Here is a 20471-nt window from a genome sequence, read left to right as displayed (position 1 = left end):
CTGCAGCGAACTGTATCGACCGGTGCGGGTCAGGGGGTGGGCATCCCACCGTTGGACCGGGTGGGTCTCCCCGATCAACCCTTCTCGGCACCGGCCAATCCGTTGAGCACCTCGGTGAGCTGCTTCTCGGTGTCGACACCGACCTTCTCGAAGACCAGCTTCATCGCGGGGGCGCCGATCTTGGCGATCCCCTGCAGCTCGATCTCGTTGGTGTAGGTGACCTCACTGCCACTGCCGTCAGGGTGGACGGTGATGGTCTCGGTCGAGGTGGCGGTGTCGTTGGTACCGACCAGCACGATGGTGTCGTCGGTGAGAGTCGTCAGCTCGTACGTCAATTCGGTACTCACACCGGCGATCTTGGACTCGTTGTGCCAGTTCGACCCGACGCGGATCGGACCGTCGTCGTTGCGGGTGCAGGTCTGGGTGCCGGGATCCCACTCCGGCGCGTTGCCGAAGTCGGACAGGTACTCGACGACGCGGGCGGGCGGGGCGGTGACGGTGAAGGTGCGTGAGACCGTGGGCATGGTGCACTCCGATGAGAGGTGGGTCGGCGATCAGCCGATCGCCGGGAGCGGGCTGATTCGCTGAACCCACCGGTGGACCACCGTCCACAGTACGGACGCGGATCCTCGGCGTCAGTTGCCGCGGAGTTCGATGGTCGTCGTCATGTCCAGTAGAGAAGGTGCGCCTGGGGCAGCACCGCGTCGAGTTCGCGGGTGAACCAGGACTTCATCTCCGACATCGTCTCGCGGGGGTAGACGTATTTCGCGCCACCGAACTTCGTGCGCTTGACCGTTCGAAGGTCTTCGTCCATCTCCAGCTTCGTACCGGGGTACCAGCTCAGGAGGACGTCCTTGCTCGACGCAGTGAACCGGTGGGTGATGATCTCGGCGGTGAGGTCGAGGTCGTCCACGTCGCCGACGGCGTCTGCGACGTCGGCGAGCAGGCGGGCGTACTGCTCACGCCATCCGGGGATGGGCATGATCGGCGCGATCGTCAGTCCCACCCGATACCCGGCCTGCGCGAGCCGTCGGAGGGCGTCGATGCGCGCGGGCATCCGCGCCGTGCCGCCCTCGAATCGGTGCGCGATGTCGTCGGCGTTGACCGACAACCGCACTCGGGTGCGCCGACGGTGATCGAGCGCGACGAGGTCGGCGACGTCGTCGAACTTCGTGGTGAACCGCACCGACACGCCGTCGCCGTACTCCCCCGCCCCCACGCGCGTGATGGCCTCGGCCAGCGAGCCGGTCACGTGCTCGATCCCCAGGGGGTCGGTGTAGCAGGACAGTTCGAAGGTCGTGCCCTCGTGGCCGCGCTCGGCCGTGCCCGAGGTGATGCTGCCGCGACCGGCGTGCGTGCCGATGCCGGCCAGCACCTCGTCGAGGTTGGCGAAGACCCGAGTGACAGGCGGTCCGGAGAGCGAACCCGCCAGATAGCAGTACTGACAGTGCGCCGGACAGCCCTTCGCGAGGTCGATCCGCCAGTCGGCGCTCGGGGGGATGGGTTGGGGCCGAAGCACACTCGGCGGCGCGACGACCACGGCCAGGGTCTTCTTCGCGATCGCGTACGTCTCGCGTTCGGACTGACCGCGCAGGCCGGTCAGCCGGTCGCCGGACAACACGTCGATGTCGGACACACCCGCGGCCACACACCGCCGGAGTATCTCGGCGGTGTGCGGCAGTTCGGACGCCGAACGGGTCACGACGACACGCGACGGGGTCCAGATCCGGGTGGGGGTCACAAGCATCTCCCCTTCCGCAACGCCGGTCGGCGGTGGATCCTTCCTGGTGGGAAACGCCGACTGCCACGCCCATGACCGATTCGGGGGATATCGTCCTCGCGTGCAGAACACCCTCACCGGCTCGACACCGCGGTCTGAACTGCGACGAATGCCCCCTGTTGCCACCCTTGTGGCGACGACGGGCCTGATCGTCTCTCTGGTCGTCGGGGTGACCGTCGAGACATCCACGCTGTGGGGGTTCGGACCGATCGTGCTCTATGGACTCCTCGCCGCAGTGGGGATGCCAATCCTGCGGGCGACCATCGTCTCGGTCGTCTCGGGACTGCTGATCCTCCTGCCCGGGGCTCGGATGGCGCTCGACATGGCCGGCGAGGCCGCCACCGATCAGGTGACGGTCATCGGTGTCGTGATCCTGCTCGGTGGGGCGCTCGCGGAGATCCTCCGCGCGACCGGCGCAGCGGCGAGCATCGTCGGCGCCGCCATGCGGTTCGCCGGCACCTCCAACACCACCGCCGTGGCGGCGGGGATCATGGTGACCTGTCTGCTTTTGGTGGGCGCGCTGGGAACGCTCGCCGGCGCACTCGCGGTCGCGGTCCCGGTGCTGCTGCCCATCGCGGCGCGGGCCGGACTGACTCGCTCGGCCACCGCGTCGGCGATATTCATCGGCGGCTGCGCAGGTTTCGCGGTCGCTCCCTTCGCGTCGGGCAACATCGCGATCATGGGCGCCGCCGACATCGGCTACCTCGGCTATCTGCTTCACGGCGGCGGCCCGCTCGCCGCGGTGTCCCTCGTCGTCGGGATGCTGGTGGTGCCGTGGATGCAGCGCCGTACCCGCGACCTCGATGACCACTACGCACCCGAGGAACTCGTGGCGACGGCCACCGACGACGACGCCCCGACCAACCGCCGCGCGCGCCGGGCCGCGGTCGCGTTCACCGTCACCCTCGGCGCTGTCCTCGTCGTCGAGACCCTCACCACGGCGGGCATCGTGTTGCCGATCGTCGCGCTCCCGCTCATGGCCGCGGCCACCGCTCTCGGGGGCGGCATGTCGCCGACGTCGTTCGCCGCGAGCGCGTTCCGAGGTGCGTCCGCCCTCGCGTGGCTGTTCGTCCTGTTCTTTCTCCTCGCCGTGCTGTTCACCGCGATCGCCCGCATCAACCCGTTCTCGGTGGTGCTCGGCTCCTACGGCACCGACATCGCGCACCTGTCACCGTTCCTGCTCGCGATGACCGTCGCCCTCATCGGTTGGGTCGGCATCCCCGGCGCCTCGGCCGCGCAGGTCGTGTTGGTGGACAAGGTGTTCGGCGAGCTGGCCGCCGCGGCCGGGATCGGCGCGGGGGTCTGGGTGGTGGTGCTGCTCTTCTCGTCGAAGGCCGACACCTACGGCCCCCTCCCCAACGTGAACATGCTCGGGGTGATGGGACTGTGCCGGTCGGCGAACGTCCGGAACATCCTGATCACCGGCTGGGCGGTGCTCGTACCCGCCGTGATCCTCTACACCGCGATGATCTACCTCGGCACGAGTTAGCGACGCGGTTCCTGTGGCTCATCACTGACACGAGCCCGCAGTACACAGATCTGTTTACACGCGGCGATCGATGCGCTACGTTCGGCGGGTACACCGATCTGTTTACTCGAGGAGACCCGCCATGAACGGCCACGCATCCCAGAACAACCGCTCCGGATCACCGTCTGCGCCCAGCCCGGGATCATCGTGGCGCGTGGTCCCGACCCGCACGATCGCCGTCGGCGACACCGAGTTCGCGTACCGCAGCTACGGGCATCCCGGCGGCGTTCCGGTGGTGTTCCTGCATCACCTCGCCGCGAACCTGGACAACTGGGACCCGCGCGTCATCGACGGCATCGCCGCCGGCCACCACGTCATCGCGTTCGACAACCGCGGCGTCGGGGCATCCGGGGGAACCACTCCCGACACCATCGAGGCCATGGCGGCCGACGCGATCGCGTTCATCGACGCGATGGGACTCACCGAGGTCGATCTTCTGGGCTTCTCGATGGGCGGGTTCATCGCCCAGGTGGTCGTCGCAGAGCGACCGGAACTGATTCGCCGGGTCATCCTCGCCGGGACCGGCCCCGCCGGGGGCGCCGGGATCGACAAGGTGACACGGGTGTCCTACAGCGACTCGATCAAAGCCGCGCTGACGGGCAAGGACCCCAAGCAGAACCTGTTCTTCACCCGCAGCGCGAACGGGAAGTCCCAGGCGAAGGCGTTCATCACGCGGCTGAAGGAACGCACCGAGAACCGGGACAAGGCCGTGACGGTGACGACCTTCCGCACACAGTTGCGTGCGATCCACAAGTGGGGCACCCAACCGCCTGCAGACCTCGGCACGATCACGCACCCGGTCCTGGTCGCCAACGGCGAGGACGACCGGATGGTGCCGACCAGCAACTCGCACGATCTCGTGGAACGGCTCCCGAACGCGACCCTTCGGATCTACCAGGACGCGGGACACGGCGGGATCTTCCAGGAGCACCGACAACTCGTGGCCACCGCGGTCGAGTTCCTCGACTCCTGACCGAGCAACGCCGCAATCCCCCTTCGAACAGGAAGAAGTCATGAACCAGAAATCCAGGCAGGCGCCCGCACACGCGGCAGCACCCCAGGGACGCATCATCGTCGAGGGAGACAGCGGGGTTCTCGTGGCCCGCATCGACGGTGGCCCCAACGCGTTGTTCGACGCGGCGCTCACCAGGGAACTCAAGAAGCTCGTCGATCGGGCCGACAAGGATCCCGACATTCGCGCGGTCGTCTTCACCAGCACCCACCCGGACCGGTTCCTGAGCCACTCCGACGTCGCCTGGCTGCAGAAGGGCGGCACCGGATTCCCGCCGATCAACACTCGTCTCGCCCGGCTCGCGGCAGGTTCTGCGCGGCTGATCAACCGGCTTCCGGGCATCAGGACGCTGGCGTCGATGACTCGTCTCGAGACGCTGTTGCAGCTCGACAGCTTCCACGCGACGTTCCTGAAGATGAACGCGAGCGGGACCATCTTCGTCGCGGCGATCAACGGTTCCGCCCTCGCCGTCGGGGCGGAACTCGCCTGGGCCTGCGACATCCGCATCATGGCCGACGGCGACCACGTGATCGGATTGTCGGAGGTGCTGCTCGCCCTCACACCGGGCGGCGGTGGCTCACAACGACTGCCGCGTCTCATCGGTCGGCAGCAGGCACTGATCGCCATCCTCGAGGGCAGGGCATTCTCGCCGGGCGAGGCGCTCGAACTCGGTGCGGTCGACGAGGTCGTCCCACAGGATGAGGTGGTGGCACGCGGGATCGAGCGCGCCGAATACCTGAGCAGGCGGGCAAAGAAGTCGCTGGGAGCCGTCAAACGGTCGCTGTACTTCGGCAGTACGTTGTCGCTCGAACAGGGCCTGCAGTTCGAACACGCCGAGTTCCTGGTGCGCGACCAGTCGAAGGTGGCCCAGAAGCGGATGCTCGAGTACATCGACACGAGCACCGCGACGGGCGAACTCCCGCTGTTGAACAAGGAGACCTACGCCCAGGCACTGCGCGACGGTCGCATCGGCGGTTCCTACGGCGAGTAGGTCGCACCGAGAGACACTGCACCGCACTGCGATCGCGGTGGTGACCGTCGCCCTCACCCCGATCGCCGCCTGGCCTGTCACTCCAGGTCGAGGAGCATCTCCACCATCGCCCGCGCGCGCGCCCACGGCTCCACCGCATCGAGAGACGTCGACAGCGCGGCGGCGCCCTCGTAGACCAGAGCGATACGTCGGCCCAACAGATCGGCGTCGTCGGCACCGAGATCACGACAGAGGTCGACGATGGAGGTGGCGAAGGCCTCCTTCTGTCGATGCACGAACTCCGCCACCTCGGGCATCACGGCCGCAGCCTCCACCGCCGCATTGTGAAACGGACATCCGCGCATGAGGCCCCCGTCGGCGACGGGGACCGTGAACAACGACATGATCTGCTCTCGGGGACCAGTCGTATCCGCTTCGCGCATCGCGAGGAACATGTCGAACATGCTGGTGAGATACTGCTCTACGAGATTGACCTTGCTCGGAAAGTATTTGTAGAGAGTCCTTTTCGACACACCCGCCTTCTCCGCGACCAGGTCGACGCCCGTGGCGTTGATCCCCTCCACATAGAAGAGCCCCATCGCGGCAGCAAGGATCTTGTCGCGCACCCCCCACGAGGCACTGGGGACGGCGCCCGTTTCCGTTGCCGTAGAAGTCATCGTTCTCACCCGGTTCATTCGTGATCTTCACCTGTCCCATTCAAGGTACACCGACCTGTTTACGCGGTCGACCCAATCGATAAACAGATCGGTGTACTTCGCGGCGTCCGTCGTCTACAGTGAGCAGGTACACCGATCTGTTTACACCGTCGGTCCACCCCGAGAAGAGGTCTCCACCATGACAAACCTGACCCATGCGGTCGTGCTCATCACCGGCGCCAACGGCGGCCTCGGCGAGCAGTTCGTGCACCAGGCCCTCGCACGCGGTGCGCGCAAGGTCTACGCGGCCGCGCGGACTCCGCGCGAATGGGGCGACGACCGCGTGGTCCCTCTGGCGCTGGATGTCACCGACGCCGCGTCGCGGACCGCTGCCGCTGAGGCCGCGTCCGACGTGTCCGTCCTGATCAACAACGCGGGAGTGGTGCCGCCCACCGCCAGCTACGTCGAGCTCGACGAGACCGACCTGCGATCGACCATGGAGACCAACTTCTTCGCGCCGGTCCTGCTGGCCAAAGCCTTCGCGCCGATCCTGCGAGCTGCGGAGAACGCCGCCCTCGTCGACGTGCATTCGGTGGCCAGCTGGAGCGCGTTCGGCGGCGTCTACAGCGCCTCGAAGGCCGCGCTCTGGTCGGCGACCAACGCGCTACGCCTCGAACTCGCTCCCGATGGCGTCCACGTGGTCGGAGTCCACATGGGGTATGTCGACACGCCGATGGCGGCCGGCGCCCACGGGCCGAAACTTCGGCCCGAAGACCTCGTCGGCGCGGTGTACGACACCCTCGCCGAGGGTGGGTACGAGGTCATCGGCGATGACCTCACCACCTCTGTGAAATCCGCGTTGAGCGGCCCCATCGAATCGCTCTACACCGATCTCCCCACCCCCGCCGGAGCAACCTCATGACCACCTGGACCGACACCCCCACGGCGACCGTCGACGTCCACGGCGTGCGCTTCGCCTACCGCGAACTCGGCCCGACCGGCGGAGTCCCGGTCGTGTTCCTTCACCACTTCACCGCCACCCTCGACGACTGGGATCCCCGCATCATCGACGGACTCGCCTCGGCACACCACGTGATCGCCTTCGACAACCGCGGTGTGGGCGGATCCGGCGGAAGAGTCCCCGCCACCCTCGACCAGATGGCAGCCGATGCGATCGCGTTCATCCGCGCGCTCGGTCTCACACAGGTCGACCTGTTCGGGTTCTCACTCGGTGGCGGCGTGGCGCAGGTCGTGGCGCTGCAGGCCCCGGAACTCGTCCGGCGGATCGTGCTGACGGGTACCGGGCCGCGAGGCGGAGGCGGTATCGACAAGATGGCCGGCATCGTCGGTGGCGCCTACCTGAAGGCGGCGCTGAGTCGGAAGGACCCCAGGCACTTCTTGTTCTTCCCGCGGACCGCCGAGGGAAAGAAGGCGGCCGAGGCATATTTCGGCCGGCTCGCCGAGCGACGTGGCGATCGCGTCCGGACGATCTCCCTGCAGGCGCGGCTCGCGCAGTTGCGAGCGATCGTGGCCGGCGGCCGGGCAACCCCCGACGATCTGTCGGTGATCACCCAACCCGCACTCGTCGCGAACGGAGACAACGATGTGATGGTCGCCAGTGCGCACTCGGTGGAACTCGCCGAGCGCATCCCCGACGCGCGAGTCATCATCTATCCCCGCTCCGGTCACGGCGGCATCTTCCAGTATCACGAGGAATTCGTCCCCGAGGTGCTGGACTTTCTCGGCGACTCCGTCTCGAGCCACCTGACCACTTCTGCGCGAGAGGACCACGACCGGTGAAGGCGTTCGTGATCGACGGGTACAAGGAACCGGTCCACGCGACCGAGATCCCCACGCCCACTGTGGGACCACACGACGTCATGGTGAAAGTGGCTGCGGCGAGTGTCAACCCGCTCGACACGCTCATCCGCACCGGCGAGTTCAAGCAGCTGCTGAAGTACCCGATGCCCACGATCCTGGGACACGACGTCGCCGGAACCGTGACCGAGGTCGGCAGCGCCGTGACCGGCTTCGCCGTCGGCGACGAGATCTTCTCGCGCCCTCGCGATCTACGGATCGGCACGTTCGCCGAACACATCGCGATCGATCACCGTGACGTCGCCCTGAAACCGTCGAACCTGTCGTTCGCCGAGGCGGCGGCAGTACCCCTCGTGGCTCTCGCGGCATGGCAGATGCTCGTCGAGAAGGGCCGCGTCGGTACCGGGTCGAAGGTCCTGGTGCACGCCGGCGCGGGCGGCCTGGGGTCCACCGTCATCCAGCTCGCGAAGTACCTCGGAGCGCACGTCGCGACCACCGCCGGGACGAGTTCGGTCGATCTCGTCACGGCCCTGGGTGCCGACGACGTCGTCGACTACCGCACGGACGACTTCGCCGAGGTGCTCTCCGGCTACGACCTGGCGATCGACGCCGTCGGCGGCGACAACCTCTCGAGAACGCTGACCGTCCTGAAACCGGGCGGACTCGCCCTCGGGGTGACCGGACCACCCGACGCGGGCTTCGCGAAACAGCTCGGCGCGCCCAAGCCGTTCGAGTTCGTGCTGTCGTTGCTCAGCAGGAAGGTACGGGCGGCCGCGAAGAAGCGCGGCGTCACCTACGCGTTCTTCTACATGCACGCCGACGGGGCCACGCTCGCGACACTGGCCGCCCTCTACGAGGCGGGACATCTGCGCCCGGTGGTGGACACGACCTTCTCCTTCGACGACACCGTCGACGCGATCGCCTATGTCGACGCCGGCCGAGCGCGCGGCGGCAAGGTCGTGATCACGCACGAGTGATGCGGGTGCTCGCCACTTCGGCCACCTGACGGCGCGCTGTGGGATCATCGCCCGAGCGACGCTGACGGGTGGGGGTGCAGGTGGACGAGACCGGTTCCGACGCCGACATCCTGCGGCGGGTCATCGACAACGTCCCCGCGTTGATCGGCTACTGGGACGCGGACCTGCGCAACCTCGCTGCGAACCAGGCCTACGTCGACTACTTCGGCCTGACGCCCGAGAAAGCCCGCGGGATGCACATCCGCGATGTCCTGGGGCCCGAGGTGTACGAGCTCAACCGGCCGTACATCGAGGCCGCACTCGCCGGCACACCGCAGCAGTTCGACCGGACGCTGATCGACGTGCACGGCACGGTGCGGCACACCCAGGCCACCTACGTTCCCGAGATCGTCGACGGCCGGGTGCGGGGCTTCTTCGTACACGTCGCGGAGGTCTCGCGGCGAGTGGAAGCCGAGCGCGAGCGCGACGAGGCCATCTCGCTGTTCGAGACGTCGATGCACCACGCCGCGATCGGCCAGGCGGTGGTCGGCACCGACGGTCGATGGCTACAGGTGAACCAGGCCCTCTGCGAACTCACCGGGTACACCGCAGAAGAACTGCAGGAGCTGTCGTTTCGCGACATCACCCACCCCGACGACGTGGCGGCCGCCGATCGTCACCTGGCCCAGTTGCTCGACGGCAGCCGAACCCACATCCAGTCCGAGAAGCGCTATCTCCGCAAGGACGGCAGCGTGGTGTGGGTACAACGCAACGCCGTCGTCGTGCGGGGTACCGGCATCGAAGGCATCATCATCGCGCAGATACAGGACATCACCCGCCGTAAAGTGGCGGAGAACGAACTCGCGCGGCTCGCCGTCACCGACGCGCTGACGGACCTGGGTAACCGACACCTGCTCATGACCGAGATCGACAGCCACACAACCGGTCCGCTCGGCCTGCTGTTCCTCGATCTCGACGGGTTCAAGCGTGTCAACGACACCCACGGACACGGCGCCGGCGACGAACTCCTCGTCGCGGTGGCGCGGCGTATCGCCGACGGCATCGACCCCGCAGATCTGGCGTGTCGGATCGGCGGCGACGAGTTCGTGGTGCTGGTTCGGTCGGCGACCTCGAACGCCGACATCGAGCGGTATCGATCGTCACTCAAAGCCGCGGTCACCGGTGTCTATCGCCTTCCCTCCGTGCCGGGCCCCATCACCGTCACGGCGTCGGTCGGGTCGAGTTGGTCGGCCGACGGCGGCCACAGCGCCCTGTTGCGCGCGGCGGACGAGCACATGTACGCCGACAAATCCGGCGCTTCGTAGGTTCGTTCTCAGCGTCCTCTCAACGGGGCGTCGCTACCGTCGCCGCTCATGGACAGCGTCAACGGCTTACCCCTACATCCGCTCGTCGTGCACATCGTCGTGGTGATGGTCCCCTTGGCCGCGGTGTTCGCCGTCCTCGGCGTCGTGTGGCCTGCGGCCCGACGCAAGCTCGGCATCGTCACACCGATCGTCGCGGCGATCGCACTGGCCGCGACGCCCATCGCGACCAGCGCGGGAGAGTCGTTGGAGAAGAAGACCCCGCCGAGCGCGGTGTTGGAGCGGCACACCGAACTCGGCGACCAGATGATCTACTTCGCGGCCCCCCTGTTCGTGCTCGCCGCGCTCTGGTGGGTCCACACCAGTGCATGGTTCCGCGAGAACGAGTGGGTCGCCGGGCGCGTTCCGGCCCTGACGCGAGGCCGCTCGCAGACCGTCATCACCGGAGTACTCGCCGTCCTCCTCGTGGTTGACGCCGTCGGCGCGGTCGTCTGGGTGTACCGCATCGGCGACGCCGGTGCACGTTCGGTGTGGGGCGGCTGAGCGAGGCGCACCAGGAGATCACGGCCGGCTGATCGACCGGTCGCGGTCTCGCCGATTCGGTGTCGGCAGACGTGCGGGCTTTGTTATCTTTGGCCTCCGCTACGAGTACGTGCCACCGAGAACCCGGACCACCGTGACCCCTGGAACCACCGACGATCGCGTTCCGGACCTGTCCGACCTCATCGCGGGAACGGCCACGGGCAGGGTGCTGCGCCGGAGTGTCGGATTCGGATCGGCCAACTTCGGGATCATCGCGGCGTGGGTCGCGCTGGACACCTCCATCGGACCGACCTCGACACCGCTTCGCCTGCTCGTGGGACTGTCCGCGGTGTTGGCCGTCGCGACCGGAGTGCTGTGGGCCGCGACCGACCGCATGCTGAACCGACTGCCCTGCACGCTGTTCGGCGTCTTCGCGGAGATCGGCACGGCACTGGTCGTGCTCGCCATCCCCGATCCCCGCAACGGTCTGGTGGGCTGCGCACTGCTCGCGGTCCTGGGCGCACAGTTCACGCTGCTGATGGCGAGCAGGTGGCTTTTCCTCCACCTGGCGGCCGCTGCACTCGTGATCGGCGTGACCTCGTTCCGCCTGGTGGAGCTCGATGCGTTGACACCGACGGCGGCGGCACTGGCTGCGTACGTTCTCGCGGTCTCCTCCATCCTCACGCCGTGGGGTGCCCGGATCGTGTGGACCCGATTGCTGGTCTACGCCGCACGGTCGCGCATCGACCCTCTCACGGGGCTGCTGAACCGGGCCGGCCTCGATCACGCGCATCAGCGCCTGCTCGAACAGGCCCGATCCGGCGGCATCGATCCACAGGTGCTCGCGGTCCTCGACATCGACGACTTCAAGTCGGTCAACGACAGCCACGGCCACGTGGTGGGCGACCGGGTGATCCGCGAGGTCGCCATGACACTGCGGCGATTCGCCACGTCGGGACGAGGAGTGGTGGCGCGCACGGGCGGCGAGGAGTTCACGCTGATGATGCCCGCCTCTCCCGATACGCCGCTCACCGACGTGGGCGGTCGACTTCCGCTGACCACGGTCGGACGCGACGGGCCGTCGGTCACTCTGAGTGCGGGGGTCGTCCCGCTCGAATTCCGGGGCGCCGACAGGTTCGCACTCGCCCATGCCCTCACCGAGGCCGACCGCTTGATGTACGACGCGAAGCGCCGCGGTGGCGCGCGCGCCGCCGTCCACAGCGCCGGGTGATGACGGTCAGGTGATCGCGTAGGTCCCCGAGGCGCCGGGCCCCTCGCTGTTCCACCACCGCAGGGCGGTGGCCGCCGACGTCTCGGCGCGCGCCCGCTCGTCGCCCATGCCCACGAACTGGTGGACCGCCATCGGGGCGAGCACCTCGAAAACCGGGTTGGCGAAGCGGGCGAAGTGCCCGGCACCCTCGAGCGTCACGAACCCGTGGACGAAGCTCCACAGTTCGGCGGCGACCTGGTGGCCGTCGGTGACCGAGATGCGGCCGGTCTCGACCAGCCGGTGGCATGCCCCGGCGAGGACGTCGTAGGCGGTCGCGAACCGCTCGGCGACCATGTTCTCGGCCGCGGGCGTCACTGACCGGTACGTCCCGCGCGTGGAGAGCCCGAACATCATGTCGTAGAGATGCGGGTTGCGCTGTGCGAGATGTCGATTCGAGAGAGCGATGCCGAAGAGCTGCGCACCGGGATCGTCGTCGCACCGCACCGCGTCCTCCATCGCCGCGGTGAGTGCCCGATACCCTTCGGCGACAACGGCGTTCAACAGCTCGGCGACGCCGCCGAAGTGGTGGTAGACGGTGATCGTCGACAGGCCGGCGGCCTCGGTGATCCGACGCACCTTGATCTCTGACGGACCCACCTGGGCCAGCAGCTCGATCGTCGCGGCGACCAGTCGCTCGGGGACGGTCTGCGGCCGGGCGTCGGTCGCGGCGTCGGGCTGTTCGGTCACAAAACAATGATGACACGGCCTCTGTGACCGTGATAGAACTTCGTTATGCCACTCCTCGGGGGACCTTCCGTTCGGACGACGAACAAGACCGCCGTGCTGATCGCACTGTGTTTCGCGGTGTTCGTCGTCAACGTCTCGACGACGATCGTCAACATCGCGTTGCCATCGCTGGTGACCGAACTCGGCGCCACGACGCGCGACCTGTTGTGGATCGTCGATGCGTTCAACCTGGCGTTCGCGGCCCTGGTACTCGCCGCCGGATCGTTGAGTGACCGCTTCGGGCGGCGACGCTTCCTGCTCCTCGGACTCACCGTGTCGTTGATCGCCTCGCTGGCGGGGGCGTGGAGCCAGACCCCCGACATGCTGATCGCCTGGCGCGCGGTGGCCGGCGTGGCGGCCGCGGTCGTCTACCCGGTCACGCTGTCGATCCTGACCAACGTCTTCACCGCGCGATCCGAACGGGTCATGGCCATCGGCATCTGGGGTGCCGCGACGGGGATGTCGGTCGCGGTCGGCCCCGTCGTGGGCGGGGCCTTGCTCGAATCGTTCTGGTGGGGCTCGATTCTGCTGTTCGGCGCGGTGGCGGCCGGGGTGACGATCGTGCTGACCTTCCTGTTCGTCCCGGATTCCCGGGACCCGTCGACGCCCCCTCTCGATCTTGTGGGTCTCGTTCTGTCGACCGTCGCGTTGGGCGTCCTGGTCTACACGATCATCGAGGCGCCGGATCACGGATGGACCTCGACGGCCACGCTTGTCGGATTCGGTTGTGCAGCGGTTCTTCTCGCAGCGTTCGTCCTGCAGGAGATACGCGTGGAGCACCCGATGCTCGATGTGCGCCTGTTCGCCAACATGCGCTTCACGGCCGCGAGCGGCGCGGTGACCGCGGCCTTCTTCGCACTGTTCGGCTTCATCTTCCTGGTCACCCAGTACTTCCAGTCCGTTCGCGGTTACGGCGCTCTGGAGACGGGACTCCGCATGCTGCCGGTGGCGAGCTCGCTCGCGGTGGCCGCTCTGCTCGGCCCCCGGATAGCCGTCTTCGTCGGCTCGAAGCTGGTGGTGGCGTTCGGGTTGCTCTCGCTCAGCGTCGCGTTCGTCTGGGCATCGACGGTGGGGACCGACACCAGCTACCTCGTGGTCGTCGGACAGATGATCTTCCTCGGCGCCGGCATCGGCCTCACCAGCGCGCCCGCGACCGAGGCCATCATGGGCGTGGTCGCCCCGGAGAAGGCCGGCATGGGATCGGCGGTCAACGACGCGACGCGGGAACTCGGGGGGACGCTGGGCGTCGCGGTGATCGGATCGGTCGCGCTGTCGGTCTACCGGGAGAAGCTCGACGGACTCGCACTACCCAGCCAACTGACCGATCCCGCACGCGATTCCATCGGCGCCGCGCTCGAGGCCTCGCGGATCGCCGCGGAGCGTTTCGGTGAGGCCGGCGCTCGTGCCGGTGAGCAACTCGCCGGTATCGCCCGCGCCGGATTCGTCGACGGCTTCGCCACCGGATGCATCGTCGCCGGTTGTGTCACCGCGGTCGCCGCGGTCCTCACGCTCGTCTTCCTCCCGGCCCATCCCGGCGACCCCGAGTCCGAAGACCAGGCCACCGACGCCGCGGATCAGCCGTCGGAATCGGCGAAGCAGCCGCTGGCGTGAGGCTCGGCCGTCAGTCGCGCAACGGGATCGTCGTCGACCAGATGGTCTTCACCGGTGCGGCGGCGACGATCTCCCGCAGCCGGCTCGCACCGTCGGGAGTCGTCCGCCACTGCGCGTAGGCAGCGTGATCGGCGGTGGTGGCCCATCGCTCGACGACCATCACATGGCACGGGTCATCATCGTCGACATGGACCTCGATCCCCTCGTTGCCGGGCCAGGCCCGGGTCGCGACGAGGGTCTCGTCGATGATGTCCGGCGCGGCGTCACGCTGGGCGGGATCGAGGTGCAGTTCGAGCAGGACGAGGATGGTCATGCCTCCATGGTGCCCCCATCGCACTCAGCGGAGCGCGGTGGCGTCCTAGGGTCGCGTCATGCAGAGCGACTCGGAGGTCACCGTCGCGACGTGGAACACCGCGTGGGCGACCACCGGAAGTCGACGAGGACAGCTGATCCGGCGACGCATGGCCGATGTCGACGCAGACGTTCTCGTCGTGACCGAAGGACGCCGGGGGCTGCTCCCCGAGGGCGGCCACGTCGCCGACGGTGGTGACGACTGGGGGTACGGCCGCGAGCGTGAACGCCGCAAGGTGCTGGTGTGGTCTCGTCAGCCTCTCGTCGACATCGATCGCCTCACGATCGGCGCCGGGTCCGGACGACTCGGCACCGCCCTGACCACCACCCCCGTGGGGCAGATTCGCGTTGTCGCCGTCTGTATTCCGTGGAGCCACGCCCACGTCAGCACCGGGCGCGGAGATGCCACGGTGTGGTCCGAACATCTCGAGTACCTCGATCACCTCGACACACTGCTGGCAGGCTTCGACGGAGATGTCCCGATCGTGATCGCCGGGGATTTCAACCAACGCGTCCCTCGCGTTCGACAACCTGTCCGTGTCGCGTCCCGCCTCGGCGAGGTGATGGACCGATGGACCGTCCACACGGCGGGCGACGTCGAACACGGCCCGCTGATCGACCACGTCGCTTCCGACCTCACCTGCACCGGACTCCGCACCTGGCCTGGTCAATCGGCAGATGTACGCCTCAGCGACCACTCGGGCGTCGTCTGCACCCTGGCGCGGGCGCCACGCTCCGCGGAGCGCGGCGTCTCCTACACTCGGTTGGTCGGTGGAAGGGAGCACGAATGACCTCGGCGATCGATCGCTACCTTCGTGACTTCGGCAGGTTCCAGGCCGTCACCGCGGACATGGAGCGTGCCGTGACGGCGCGACTCACCGAGTCCTTCATCGCGGTCCACGCGGTCCAGTCCCGCACCAAGGAGCCCGATTCCGCGGCGGGCAAGTTCGCCCGACTCGACGAGTCGGGGGTCCCGATCTTCACCGACCCGCTCCACGAGGTCACCGACCTCGTGGGTGTTCGGGTGATCACTTACCTCACGTCCGACATCGATCGCGTCGAGCAAGCACTGACCTCCACCTTCGAGGTGCGGCAGCGGGTCGACAAGACCTCTGTCACACAGAGTGCGGGCACCTTCGGCTACGCGGGCAGGCATCTGATCCTCCGCGCCGACGACGAACTCGATTTCGAGGTGCAGATCCGCACCGTGCTGCAGCACGCGTGGGCGGAGATCGAGCACGGCATCCGCTACAAGGGTTCGCGCGCCGGGCAGTCGGCCCCGATCGACCGGGCCTTCACCCTCGCCGCCGGCCTGATCGAATTGGCCGACGCGCAGTTCGCCGAGGTCGACGCGCTTCACAAGCGCGACTTGGCGCACGCCCGCGCGACGGAGGAAATCGAGATCGGCACGCTGCAGGAGGTGCTGACAAGTGCTCTACCCCACATCAATCCGGCCCGCGCCAACGCCTACGAGTGGCTCGTCACGCTGCTCGCCGCGAACGGCATCGTGGTGCGCGAGGATCTCGACGAGTTCCTCGCCACCGCCGACGTCGAGGCCGTCATCGCCGCGATGGACTACAAATTCGCGCCCACGCACGTGCGATTGGTCGACGATCTCCTGCTCGCACGGTTCGGCGACGACCACATCGAGCGGACGGCCGGCATGACCTCGGACAGGGATCGCGAACCGAAGCTCCGCTACCGGCTCGGGCGGCTCACCCCTCAACATCCACCGAAGTGATGCCAGGTCCTGTTCATAGCATCACTTAGAGTCTAAGTGATGCTACTGTCGCGTGGTGGCATCACTTACGGGTACCGCGGTCGGATACGAGGCCCTGCAGTGGCCGATACCTGTCGCCGCGGGCTACAGCCTGGCCGATCTGCGCGCTGCCCGACGCCAGGCGGGCGAGTACCGAGCCGCGATACCGGCGACCATCGCCGACCTCGAGGTTCACCTGCCGGCACACGTGCTCGCCGACGCCGACGAGGCCAGCCGTGAAGTCGCGAGGTTCGATGCCGAGCTCGGAGCCGAGATCGCACCGTTCGCTTCGGTCCTGCTCCGATCGGAGTCCGCGGCCAGCTCCACGATCGAGAACCTCACCGCATCCGCGCGCGCCATCGCCGAGGCGGAGGCACTCGGCACCACCGGACGTCGTAACGCCGCACTGATCGTCGGCAACACCGAAGCGATGAGAGCAGCTGTTGCGCTGGCAGATCAGATCGATGAGGACGCGATCCTGGCCATGCACTCCGCGTTGATGAGGCCAAGCGATCCAGAGACGGCGGGGCGATGGCGCACCGAGCAGGTGTGGATCGGCGGTGGCGCTTTCGGTCCTCGTGGCGCCGACTTCGTTGCACCCCATCACGAACGAGTCCAGCCCGCCATCGCCGACCTGCTGGCCTTCGCGCAACGCGGCGACATCCCCACGCTGCCGCAGGTCGCCGTCGCCCACGCGCAATTCGAGACAATCCACCCGTTCACCGACGGCAACGGTCGTACCGGGCGCGCACTCGTTCAGGCCATGCTGCACAACAAGCGGCTCACCCGACAGATCACCGTCCCCGTCTCTGCGGGTCTCCTGGCCGACACCGACAGCTACTTCGAGGCGCTCGGATCTTATCGGCAGGGCGATCCCGCATCCATCGTCGAGAAGTTTTCCGAGGCATCGATTCTCGCCGTCATCAACGGTCGGCAGCTCGTCGGTGATCTCCGGGATATACGAACTCGGTGGAACTCGGAGATCACAGCGCGCAGCGACTCCGCCGTTCACCGCGTCGCTGATCTACTCATCAGACAACCAGTGGTCAGCGCGGTATCCCTGCAGCGCGAACTCGGCATCACCACCGGCAACGCCCGCCGATACGTCGACCCACTCGTGGCGGCCGGTGTCATCGTCGAGTTCACCGATCGCGCACGCAATCGCGCCTGGCGAGCGCCAGAGGTACTGGAAGCCCTCGATGCATTCGCTGAACGAGCGGGACGTCGCACCCTGGCCACGTGAGTGAGGGGCGTATCCAGACACCGTGGAAAAATTTGGAACCGGGATCGAAGGAGAAAATGTGTGGCCAGAGTCGGGATCGAACCGACGACCTTCCGCTTTTCAGGCGGACGCTCGTACCAACTGAGCTACCTGGCCGTACGGCTTGCACCCAGTGGACCGGGCTACTTCGCCGCTTGCGGTCTTCTCGAGAGAAAACCAAAGCGACCCTGACGGGACTCGAACCCGCGACCTCCGCCGTGACAGGGCGGCGCGCTAACCAACTGCGCCACAGGGCCTTGCTTGTACTACACGTGCTCCGGCGTATCTCGAGTTGTCACCTCGAACGCCAGGTCAGCGTACCCCCTACGGGATTCGAACCCGCGCTACCGCCTTGAAAGGGCGGCGTCCTAGGCCGCTAAACGAAGGGGGCCAGTCTCTCCGTGGGGAGCTAGATGAGCTTAGGACATCGGTCGGAATTTTCTCAAATCCGCTGACCGTCAGCGCCCGGGGCCGCCGTGGCGACCCCGGGCCGTGGAGCAACTGATCAGGCGTGGACGACGGCCGCACCCTCGGGCGTGGCCGGCAGCTTGCCGCTGCGGACCAGCGCCGCGGCGATGACGCCGCCGATGGCGAAGATGCCCGCAGCCCATCCGAACGCCGTGGTGTAGCTGTGCACGGCGGCGAGCTGACCTGCGTACGCCGGGTTGGAGGCCACCGCCGACGCGTGGTCGGTGAGGTAGCTCGCGACGGCACTCGAGGCGATGGTGCTGAGCAGCGCGGTACCGACCGAGCCACCGACCTGCTGCATCGTGTTGACCGTGGCCGATGCGACGCCCGCGTCGTCGGCAGAGACACCCGAGATCGCGCCCTGCATGGCCGGCGCCATCGACGAACCGATGCCGAGGCCCATCACGATCAGCCCGGGCAGGATGTCCGAGGCGTACGAGCTCGTCTCGGTCAGCTGCGTCAGGTAGAGCATGCCGCCGGCGGCGACGAGCATGCCGACGGTCATCAGCCAGCGCGGTCCGAAGCGCGGCAGCAGCACCGACGTCGACAGGGTCGCGGTGAGCACCAGGGCGCCGATCATCGGCAGGAACGCGAGTCCGGTGCTGATGGGGCTGAAGCCGAGGTTCTGCTGCAGGTAGTAGGTGAGGAACAGGAAGATGCCGAACATCCCGATGCCGGCGATGAACACCACCAGGTACGAACCACCGCGGGTGCGGTCGAGGACGATGCGCAGCGGCAGCAGGGCGTGGGCGGTGCGGGCCTGCAGGGTGACGAACACCGCGAGCAGTACAGCTCCGGCGACCAGCCAGGTGATGGTGGCCCAGTCGGCCCAACCGTTGGTCTCGGCGTTCGAGAAGCCGTAGACGATCGAGAACAACGCGGCCGAGACGGTGACGACGCCGGGCATGTCGAGGCGCGGACGGACCGCGGACTTCTGCTTGCCGATGAACAGCAGCGCGCCGACGAGAGCGATCGCGGCGATCGCGAGGTTCACGTAGAGGCACCAGCGCCAGTCGGCCCACTCGGTGAGCATGCCGCCGAGCAGCAGGCCGATGGCACCGCCACCGCCGGCGATCGCGCCGAAGATACCGAACGCCTTACCGCGCTCCTTGGGGTCGACGAACGTGGTGGTCAGCAGAGAGAGGGCCGCGGGTGCGAGCAGCGCGCCGAAGACGCCCTGGCCGGCACGAGCGAACACCAGCATCTCGAAGTTCACCGCGGCGCCTCCGACGGCGGACATCACGGCGAAGCCGACGAGGCCGACCATCAGCGTCATGCGCCGACCGAAGATGTCGGAGAGGCGGCCGCCGAGCAGCAGAAGGCTGCCGAAGGCGAGGGCGTATGCGGTGACGATCCACTGGCGATCGGCGTTGTCGAAGCCGAGCGACGCCTGGGCGTGCGGAAGAGCGATGTTCACGATGGTGGCGTCGAGAACCACCATCAGCTGTGCGAGGGCGAGGACCCCGAGGATCACCCAGCGAAGCCGGTGGTGGCGCTCCCCTGCGTTCTCCTCGAGACCCTGCGGGTCGAGGTTCTTGGTCAACGTGGTCATGACGTACTCCATGTTCTGAGCTAGGCGGAGGCATGGCCTCCGGTTACTGAGATCACGCTAGCACTAAGTGGAGATTCTGGCTCCACTTGATATGCTGTGATCATGACCACTGCTGATCAGGTCCGGACAGAACGGACAGAGGCACGCCCGTTGCGCGCCGACGCCGAGCGCAATCGGCTGCGGATCATCGCCGCCGCACGCGACCTGTTCGCCCAGCGTGGGCTGGAGGTGACCCTCGACGACGTCGCCGCCCACGCCGGCGTCGGCGTGGGAACGGTCTACCGCCGCTTCGACAATCGCGATCAGCTGATCGAGGGCGTGTTCGTCGAGCATCTCCACGAGGTCGCGACGCGACTGACCGCCGCCCTGGAATCGCCGGACACCTGGAACGGTGTGGTGACGCTGTTCACCTACGTCGGCGAATCGATGGCCGGCGACCGCGGGCTGGCGTCGGTGATGATGCGGATCGACCACACCGCACCGGCGATCGAGACCGCGAAGCTGTCGATGACGTCGCTGATCGAGCAGGTGCACCAACGCGGCGTGAGCGAGGGTGTCCTCCGGCCGGAGATCGAACGCACCGATTTTTTCGCCTTCTTCACCATGCTCTCGTCCATCGCCGAGGTCACCGAATCGACCGCGCCGGGCACGTGGCGGCGCTACCTCGAGCTCATGCTCGACAGCATCCGCGCCGACGGGACGCGCCACCCGCTGACCGTCCCGGCCATGACCGATGAACAGATCCGCGCCGCTCAGGCCGCGCGGTGCCGGACCCGTTGATGCGTCTGTAAACTCCTGTCGTGCCGCGGTCCGCCGCAGGCATCAGCCCCTATAGCTCAGTTGGTAGAGCTACGGACTTTTAATCCGCAGGTCGTAGGTTCGAGCCCTACTGGGGGCACCACGGGACCC

General features: G+C 67.5%; 20 protein-coding genes and 4 tRNA genes. 15 read left to right on the top strand and 9 right to left on the bottom strand.

Annotated elements, in window-relative coordinates:
* Positions 1–74: 74 nt before the first annotated feature.
* Together OG579_RS18185 and OG579_RS18180 are read right to left on the bottom strand one after the other, a co-directional pair.
* A complete protein-coding gene (locus OG579_RS18185) occupies positions 75–524 on the bottom strand; it encodes an SRPBCC family protein (RefSeq protein WP_045824247.1) in 450 nt (149 codons plus the stop codon).
* 140 nt (positions 525–664) lie between these two features.
* Complete coding sequence (locus OG579_RS18180) at positions 665–1741, bottom strand: spore photoproduct lyase family protein (RefSeq protein ID WP_328857081.1); 1077 nt, start codon at positions 1739–1741, stop codon at positions 665–667.
* Between the two features lie 100 nt (positions 1742–1841).
* Between OG579_RS18180 and OG579_RS18175 the strand changes: the two genes are divergently transcribed.
* The 3 genes from OG579_RS18175 to OG579_RS18165 all read left to right on the top strand — a co-directional run bounded on the left by OG579_RS18175 (position 1842) and on the right by OG579_RS18165 (position 5311).
* Positions 1842–3269: a permease gene (locus OG579_RS18175; protein WP_328857080.1), complete on the top strand. Its 1428-nt coding sequence runs from the start codon at positions 1842–1844 to the stop codon at positions 3267–3269.
* Between the two features lie 121 nt (positions 3270–3390).
* Positions 3391–4281, top strand: a complete 891-nt coding sequence (locus OG579_RS18170; protein ID WP_328857079.1) for an alpha/beta fold hydrolase — start codon at positions 3391–3393, stop codon at positions 4279–4281.
* A 40-nt stretch (positions 4282–4321) separates the two neighbouring features.
* On the top strand, positions 4322–5311 hold the full coding sequence (locus tag OG579_RS18165; protein ID WP_328857078.1) for an enoyl-CoA hydratase/isomerase family protein: 990 nt from the start codon (positions 4322–4324) through the stop codon (positions 5309–5311).
* A 77-nt stretch (positions 5312–5388) separates the two neighbouring features.
* On the opposite strand, the gene OG579_RS18160 is transcribed toward OG579_RS18165, so the two are convergent.
* Positions 5389–5967: a TetR/AcrR family transcriptional regulator gene (locus tag OG579_RS18160; RefSeq protein ID WP_328859289.1), complete on the bottom strand. Its 579-nt coding sequence runs from the start codon at positions 5965–5967 to the stop codon at positions 5389–5391.
* A 178-nt stretch (positions 5968–6145) separates the two neighbouring features.
* Between OG579_RS18160 and OG579_RS18155 the strand changes: the two genes are divergently transcribed.
* From OG579_RS18155 to OG579_RS18130, 6 genes are all read left to right on the top strand, one after another.
* The gene (locus tag OG579_RS18155; RefSeq protein WP_328857077.1) at positions 6146–6868 is read left to right on the top strand and encodes an SDR family oxidoreductase; all 723 of its coding nucleotides are present in this window, start codon (positions 6146–6148) and stop codon (positions 6866–6868) included.
* Complete coding sequence (locus OG579_RS18150) at positions 6865–7746, top strand: alpha/beta fold hydrolase (protein WP_328857076.1); 882 nt, start codon at positions 6865–6867, stop codon at positions 7744–7746. Before OG579_RS18155 ends, OG579_RS18150 begins: the two co-directional genes overlap by 4 nt.
* Positions 7743–8741, top strand: a complete 999-nt coding sequence (locus OG579_RS18145) for an NADP-dependent oxidoreductase (protein ID WP_328857075.1) — start codon at positions 7743–7745, stop codon at positions 8739–8741. The genes OG579_RS18150 and OG579_RS18145 overlap by 4 nt, the downstream gene beginning before the upstream one ends.
* Positions 8742–8821: 80 nt before the next feature.
* The gene (locus OG579_RS18140) at positions 8822–10045 is read left to right on the top strand and encodes a sensor domain-containing diguanylate cyclase (RefSeq protein WP_328857074.1); all 1224 of its coding nucleotides are present in this window, start codon (positions 8822–8824) and stop codon (positions 10043–10045) included.
* 48 nt (positions 10046–10093) lie between these two features.
* On the top strand, positions 10094–10585 hold the full coding sequence (locus OG579_RS18135) for a DUF2231 domain-containing protein (protein ID WP_328857073.1): 492 nt from the start codon (positions 10094–10096) through the stop codon (positions 10583–10585).
* 133 nt (positions 10586–10718) lie between these two features.
* Positions 10719–11795 carry a GGDEF domain-containing protein gene (locus OG579_RS18130; RefSeq protein WP_328857072.1) on the top strand — a complete coding sequence of 359 codons (1077 nt, stop codon included), beginning with the start codon at positions 10719–10721 and terminating at the stop codon, positions 11793–11795.
* 6 nt (positions 11796–11801) lie between these two features.
* Here OG579_RS18130 and OG579_RS18125 read toward each other — a convergent pair whose 3' ends face one another.
* A complete protein-coding gene (locus OG579_RS18125) occupies positions 11802–12521 on the bottom strand; it encodes a TetR/AcrR family transcriptional regulator (protein ID WP_328857071.1) in 720 nt (239 codons plus the stop codon).
* A gap of 93 nt (positions 12522–12614) precedes the next feature.
* Here OG579_RS18125 and OG579_RS18120 point away from each other — a divergent pair, with 93 nt between their 5' ends.
* Positions 12615–14171: an MFS transporter gene (locus OG579_RS18120; RefSeq protein WP_328857070.1), complete on the top strand. Its 1557-nt coding sequence runs from the start codon at positions 12615–12617 to the stop codon at positions 14169–14171.
* Between the two features lie 10 nt (positions 14172–14181).
* Here the strand turns inward: OG579_RS18120 and OG579_RS18115 are convergent, their stop codons facing one another.
* Complete coding sequence (locus OG579_RS18115) at positions 14182–14484, bottom strand: putative quinol monooxygenase (protein WP_045824236.1); 303 nt, start codon at positions 14482–14484, stop codon at positions 14182–14184.
* 58 nt (positions 14485–14542) lie between these two features.
* Between OG579_RS18115 and OG579_RS18110 the strand changes: the two genes are divergently transcribed.
* From OG579_RS18110 to OG579_RS18100, 3 genes are read left to right on the top strand one after another with little or no spacing between them, the layout of a single operon-like run.
* Complete coding sequence (locus OG579_RS18110) at positions 14543–15313, top strand: endonuclease/exonuclease/phosphatase family protein (RefSeq protein WP_328857069.1); 771 nt, start codon at positions 14543–14545, stop codon at positions 15311–15313.
* Positions 15310–16263, top strand: a complete 954-nt coding sequence (locus tag OG579_RS18105) for a GTP pyrophosphokinase (RefSeq protein ID WP_328857068.1) — start codon at positions 15310–15312, stop codon at positions 16261–16263. The genes OG579_RS18110 and OG579_RS18105 overlap by 4 nt, the downstream gene beginning before the upstream one ends.
* A gap of 55 nt (positions 16264–16318) precedes the next feature.
* On the top strand, positions 16319–17524 hold the full coding sequence (locus OG579_RS18100; RefSeq protein ID WP_408068698.1) for a Fic family protein: 1206 nt from the start codon (positions 16319–16321) through the stop codon (positions 17522–17524).
* A 61-nt stretch (positions 17525–17585) separates the two neighbouring features.
* On the opposite strand, the gene OG579_RS18095 is transcribed toward OG579_RS18100, so the two are convergent.
* The 4 genes from OG579_RS18095 to OG579_RS18080 form a co-directional block, all read right to left on the bottom strand.
* Positions 17586–17659, bottom strand: a tRNA-Phe gene (locus OG579_RS18095).
* 66 nt (positions 17660–17725) lie between these two features.
* Positions 17726–17799: transfer RNA gene (locus OG579_RS18090), tRNA-Asp, on the bottom strand.
* A 61-nt stretch (positions 17800–17860) separates the two neighbouring features.
* A tRNA-Glu gene (locus OG579_RS18085) sits at positions 17861–17933 on the bottom strand.
* A gap of 114 nt (positions 17934–18047) precedes the next feature.
* Complete coding sequence (locus OG579_RS18080; protein WP_328857066.1) at positions 18048–19562, bottom strand: DHA2 family efflux MFS transporter permease subunit; 1515 nt, start codon at positions 19560–19562, stop codon at positions 18048–18050.
* A gap of 102 nt (positions 19563–19664) precedes the next feature.
* On the opposite strand from OG579_RS18080, the gene OG579_RS18075 reads away from it, so the two are divergent.
* Together OG579_RS18075 and OG579_RS18070 are read left to right on the top strand one after the other, a co-directional pair.
* Positions 19665–20342 carry a TetR/AcrR family transcriptional regulator gene (locus tag OG579_RS18075; protein ID WP_328857065.1) on the top strand — a complete coding sequence of 226 codons (678 nt, stop codon included), beginning with the start codon at positions 19665–19667 and terminating at the stop codon, positions 20340–20342.
* 45 nt (positions 20343–20387) lie between these two features.
* Positions 20388–20463 (top strand) — tRNA-Lys (locus OG579_RS18070).
* Positions 20464–20471 lie beyond the last annotated feature (8 nt).

Source organism: Williamsia herbipolensis, from assembly GCF_036153515.1.
Classification (GTDB): domain Bacteria; phylum Actinomycetota; class Actinomycetes; order Mycobacteriales; family Mycobacteriaceae; genus Williamsia_A; species Williamsia_A herbipolensis.
Note: the sequence above shows the minus strand (reverse complement) of the source record. Positions and strands in the feature narration are given on the sequence as shown.

Bases quoted from the DNA above. Each gene is read 5' to 3' on its own strand.
- OG579_RS18185 (WP_045824247.1), bottom strand. From the start codon at position 524: ATGCCCACGGTCTCACGCACCTTCACCGTCACCGCCCCGCCCGCCCGC.
- OG579_RS18170 (WP_328857079.1), top strand. From the start codon at position 3,391: ATGAACGGCCACGCATCCCAGAACAACCGCTCCGGATCACCGTCTGCG.
- OG579_RS18165 (WP_328857078.1), top strand. From the start codon at position 4,322: ATGAACCAGAAATCCAGGCAGGCGCCCGCACACGCGGCAGCACCCCAG.
- OG579_RS18160 (WP_328859289.1), bottom strand. From the start codon at position 5,967: ATGACTTCTACGGCAACGGAAACGGGCGCCGTCCCCAGTGCCTCGTGG.
- OG579_RS18155 (WP_328857077.1), top strand. From the start codon at position 6,146: ATGACAAACCTGACCCATGCGGTCGTGCTCATCACCGGCGCCAACGGC.
- OG579_RS18150 (WP_328857076.1), top strand. From the start codon at position 6,865: ATGACCACCTGGACCGACACCCCCACGGCGACCGTCGACGTCCACGGC.
- OG579_RS18135 (WP_328857073.1), top strand. From the start codon at position 10,094: ATGGACAGCGTCAACGGCTTACCCCTACATCCGCTCGTCGTGCACATC.
- OG579_RS18115 (WP_045824236.1), bottom strand. From the start codon at position 14,484: ATGACCATCCTCGTCCTGCTCGAACTGCACCTCGATCCCGCCCAGCGT.
- OG579_RS18110 (WP_328857069.1), top strand. From the start codon at position 14,543: ATGCAGAGCGACTCGGAGGTCACCGTCGCGACGTGGAACACCGCGTGG.
- OG579_RS18105 (WP_328857068.1), top strand. From the start codon at position 15,310: ATGACCTCGGCGATCGATCGCTACCTTCGTGACTTCGGCAGGTTCCAG.
- OG579_RS18080 (WP_328857066.1), bottom strand. From the start codon at position 19,562: ATGACCACGTTGACCAAGAACCTCGACCCGCAGGGTCTCGAGGAGAAC.
- OG579_RS18075 (WP_328857065.1), top strand. From the start codon at position 19,665: ATGACCACTGCTGATCAGGTCCGGACAGAACGGACAGAGGCACGCCCG.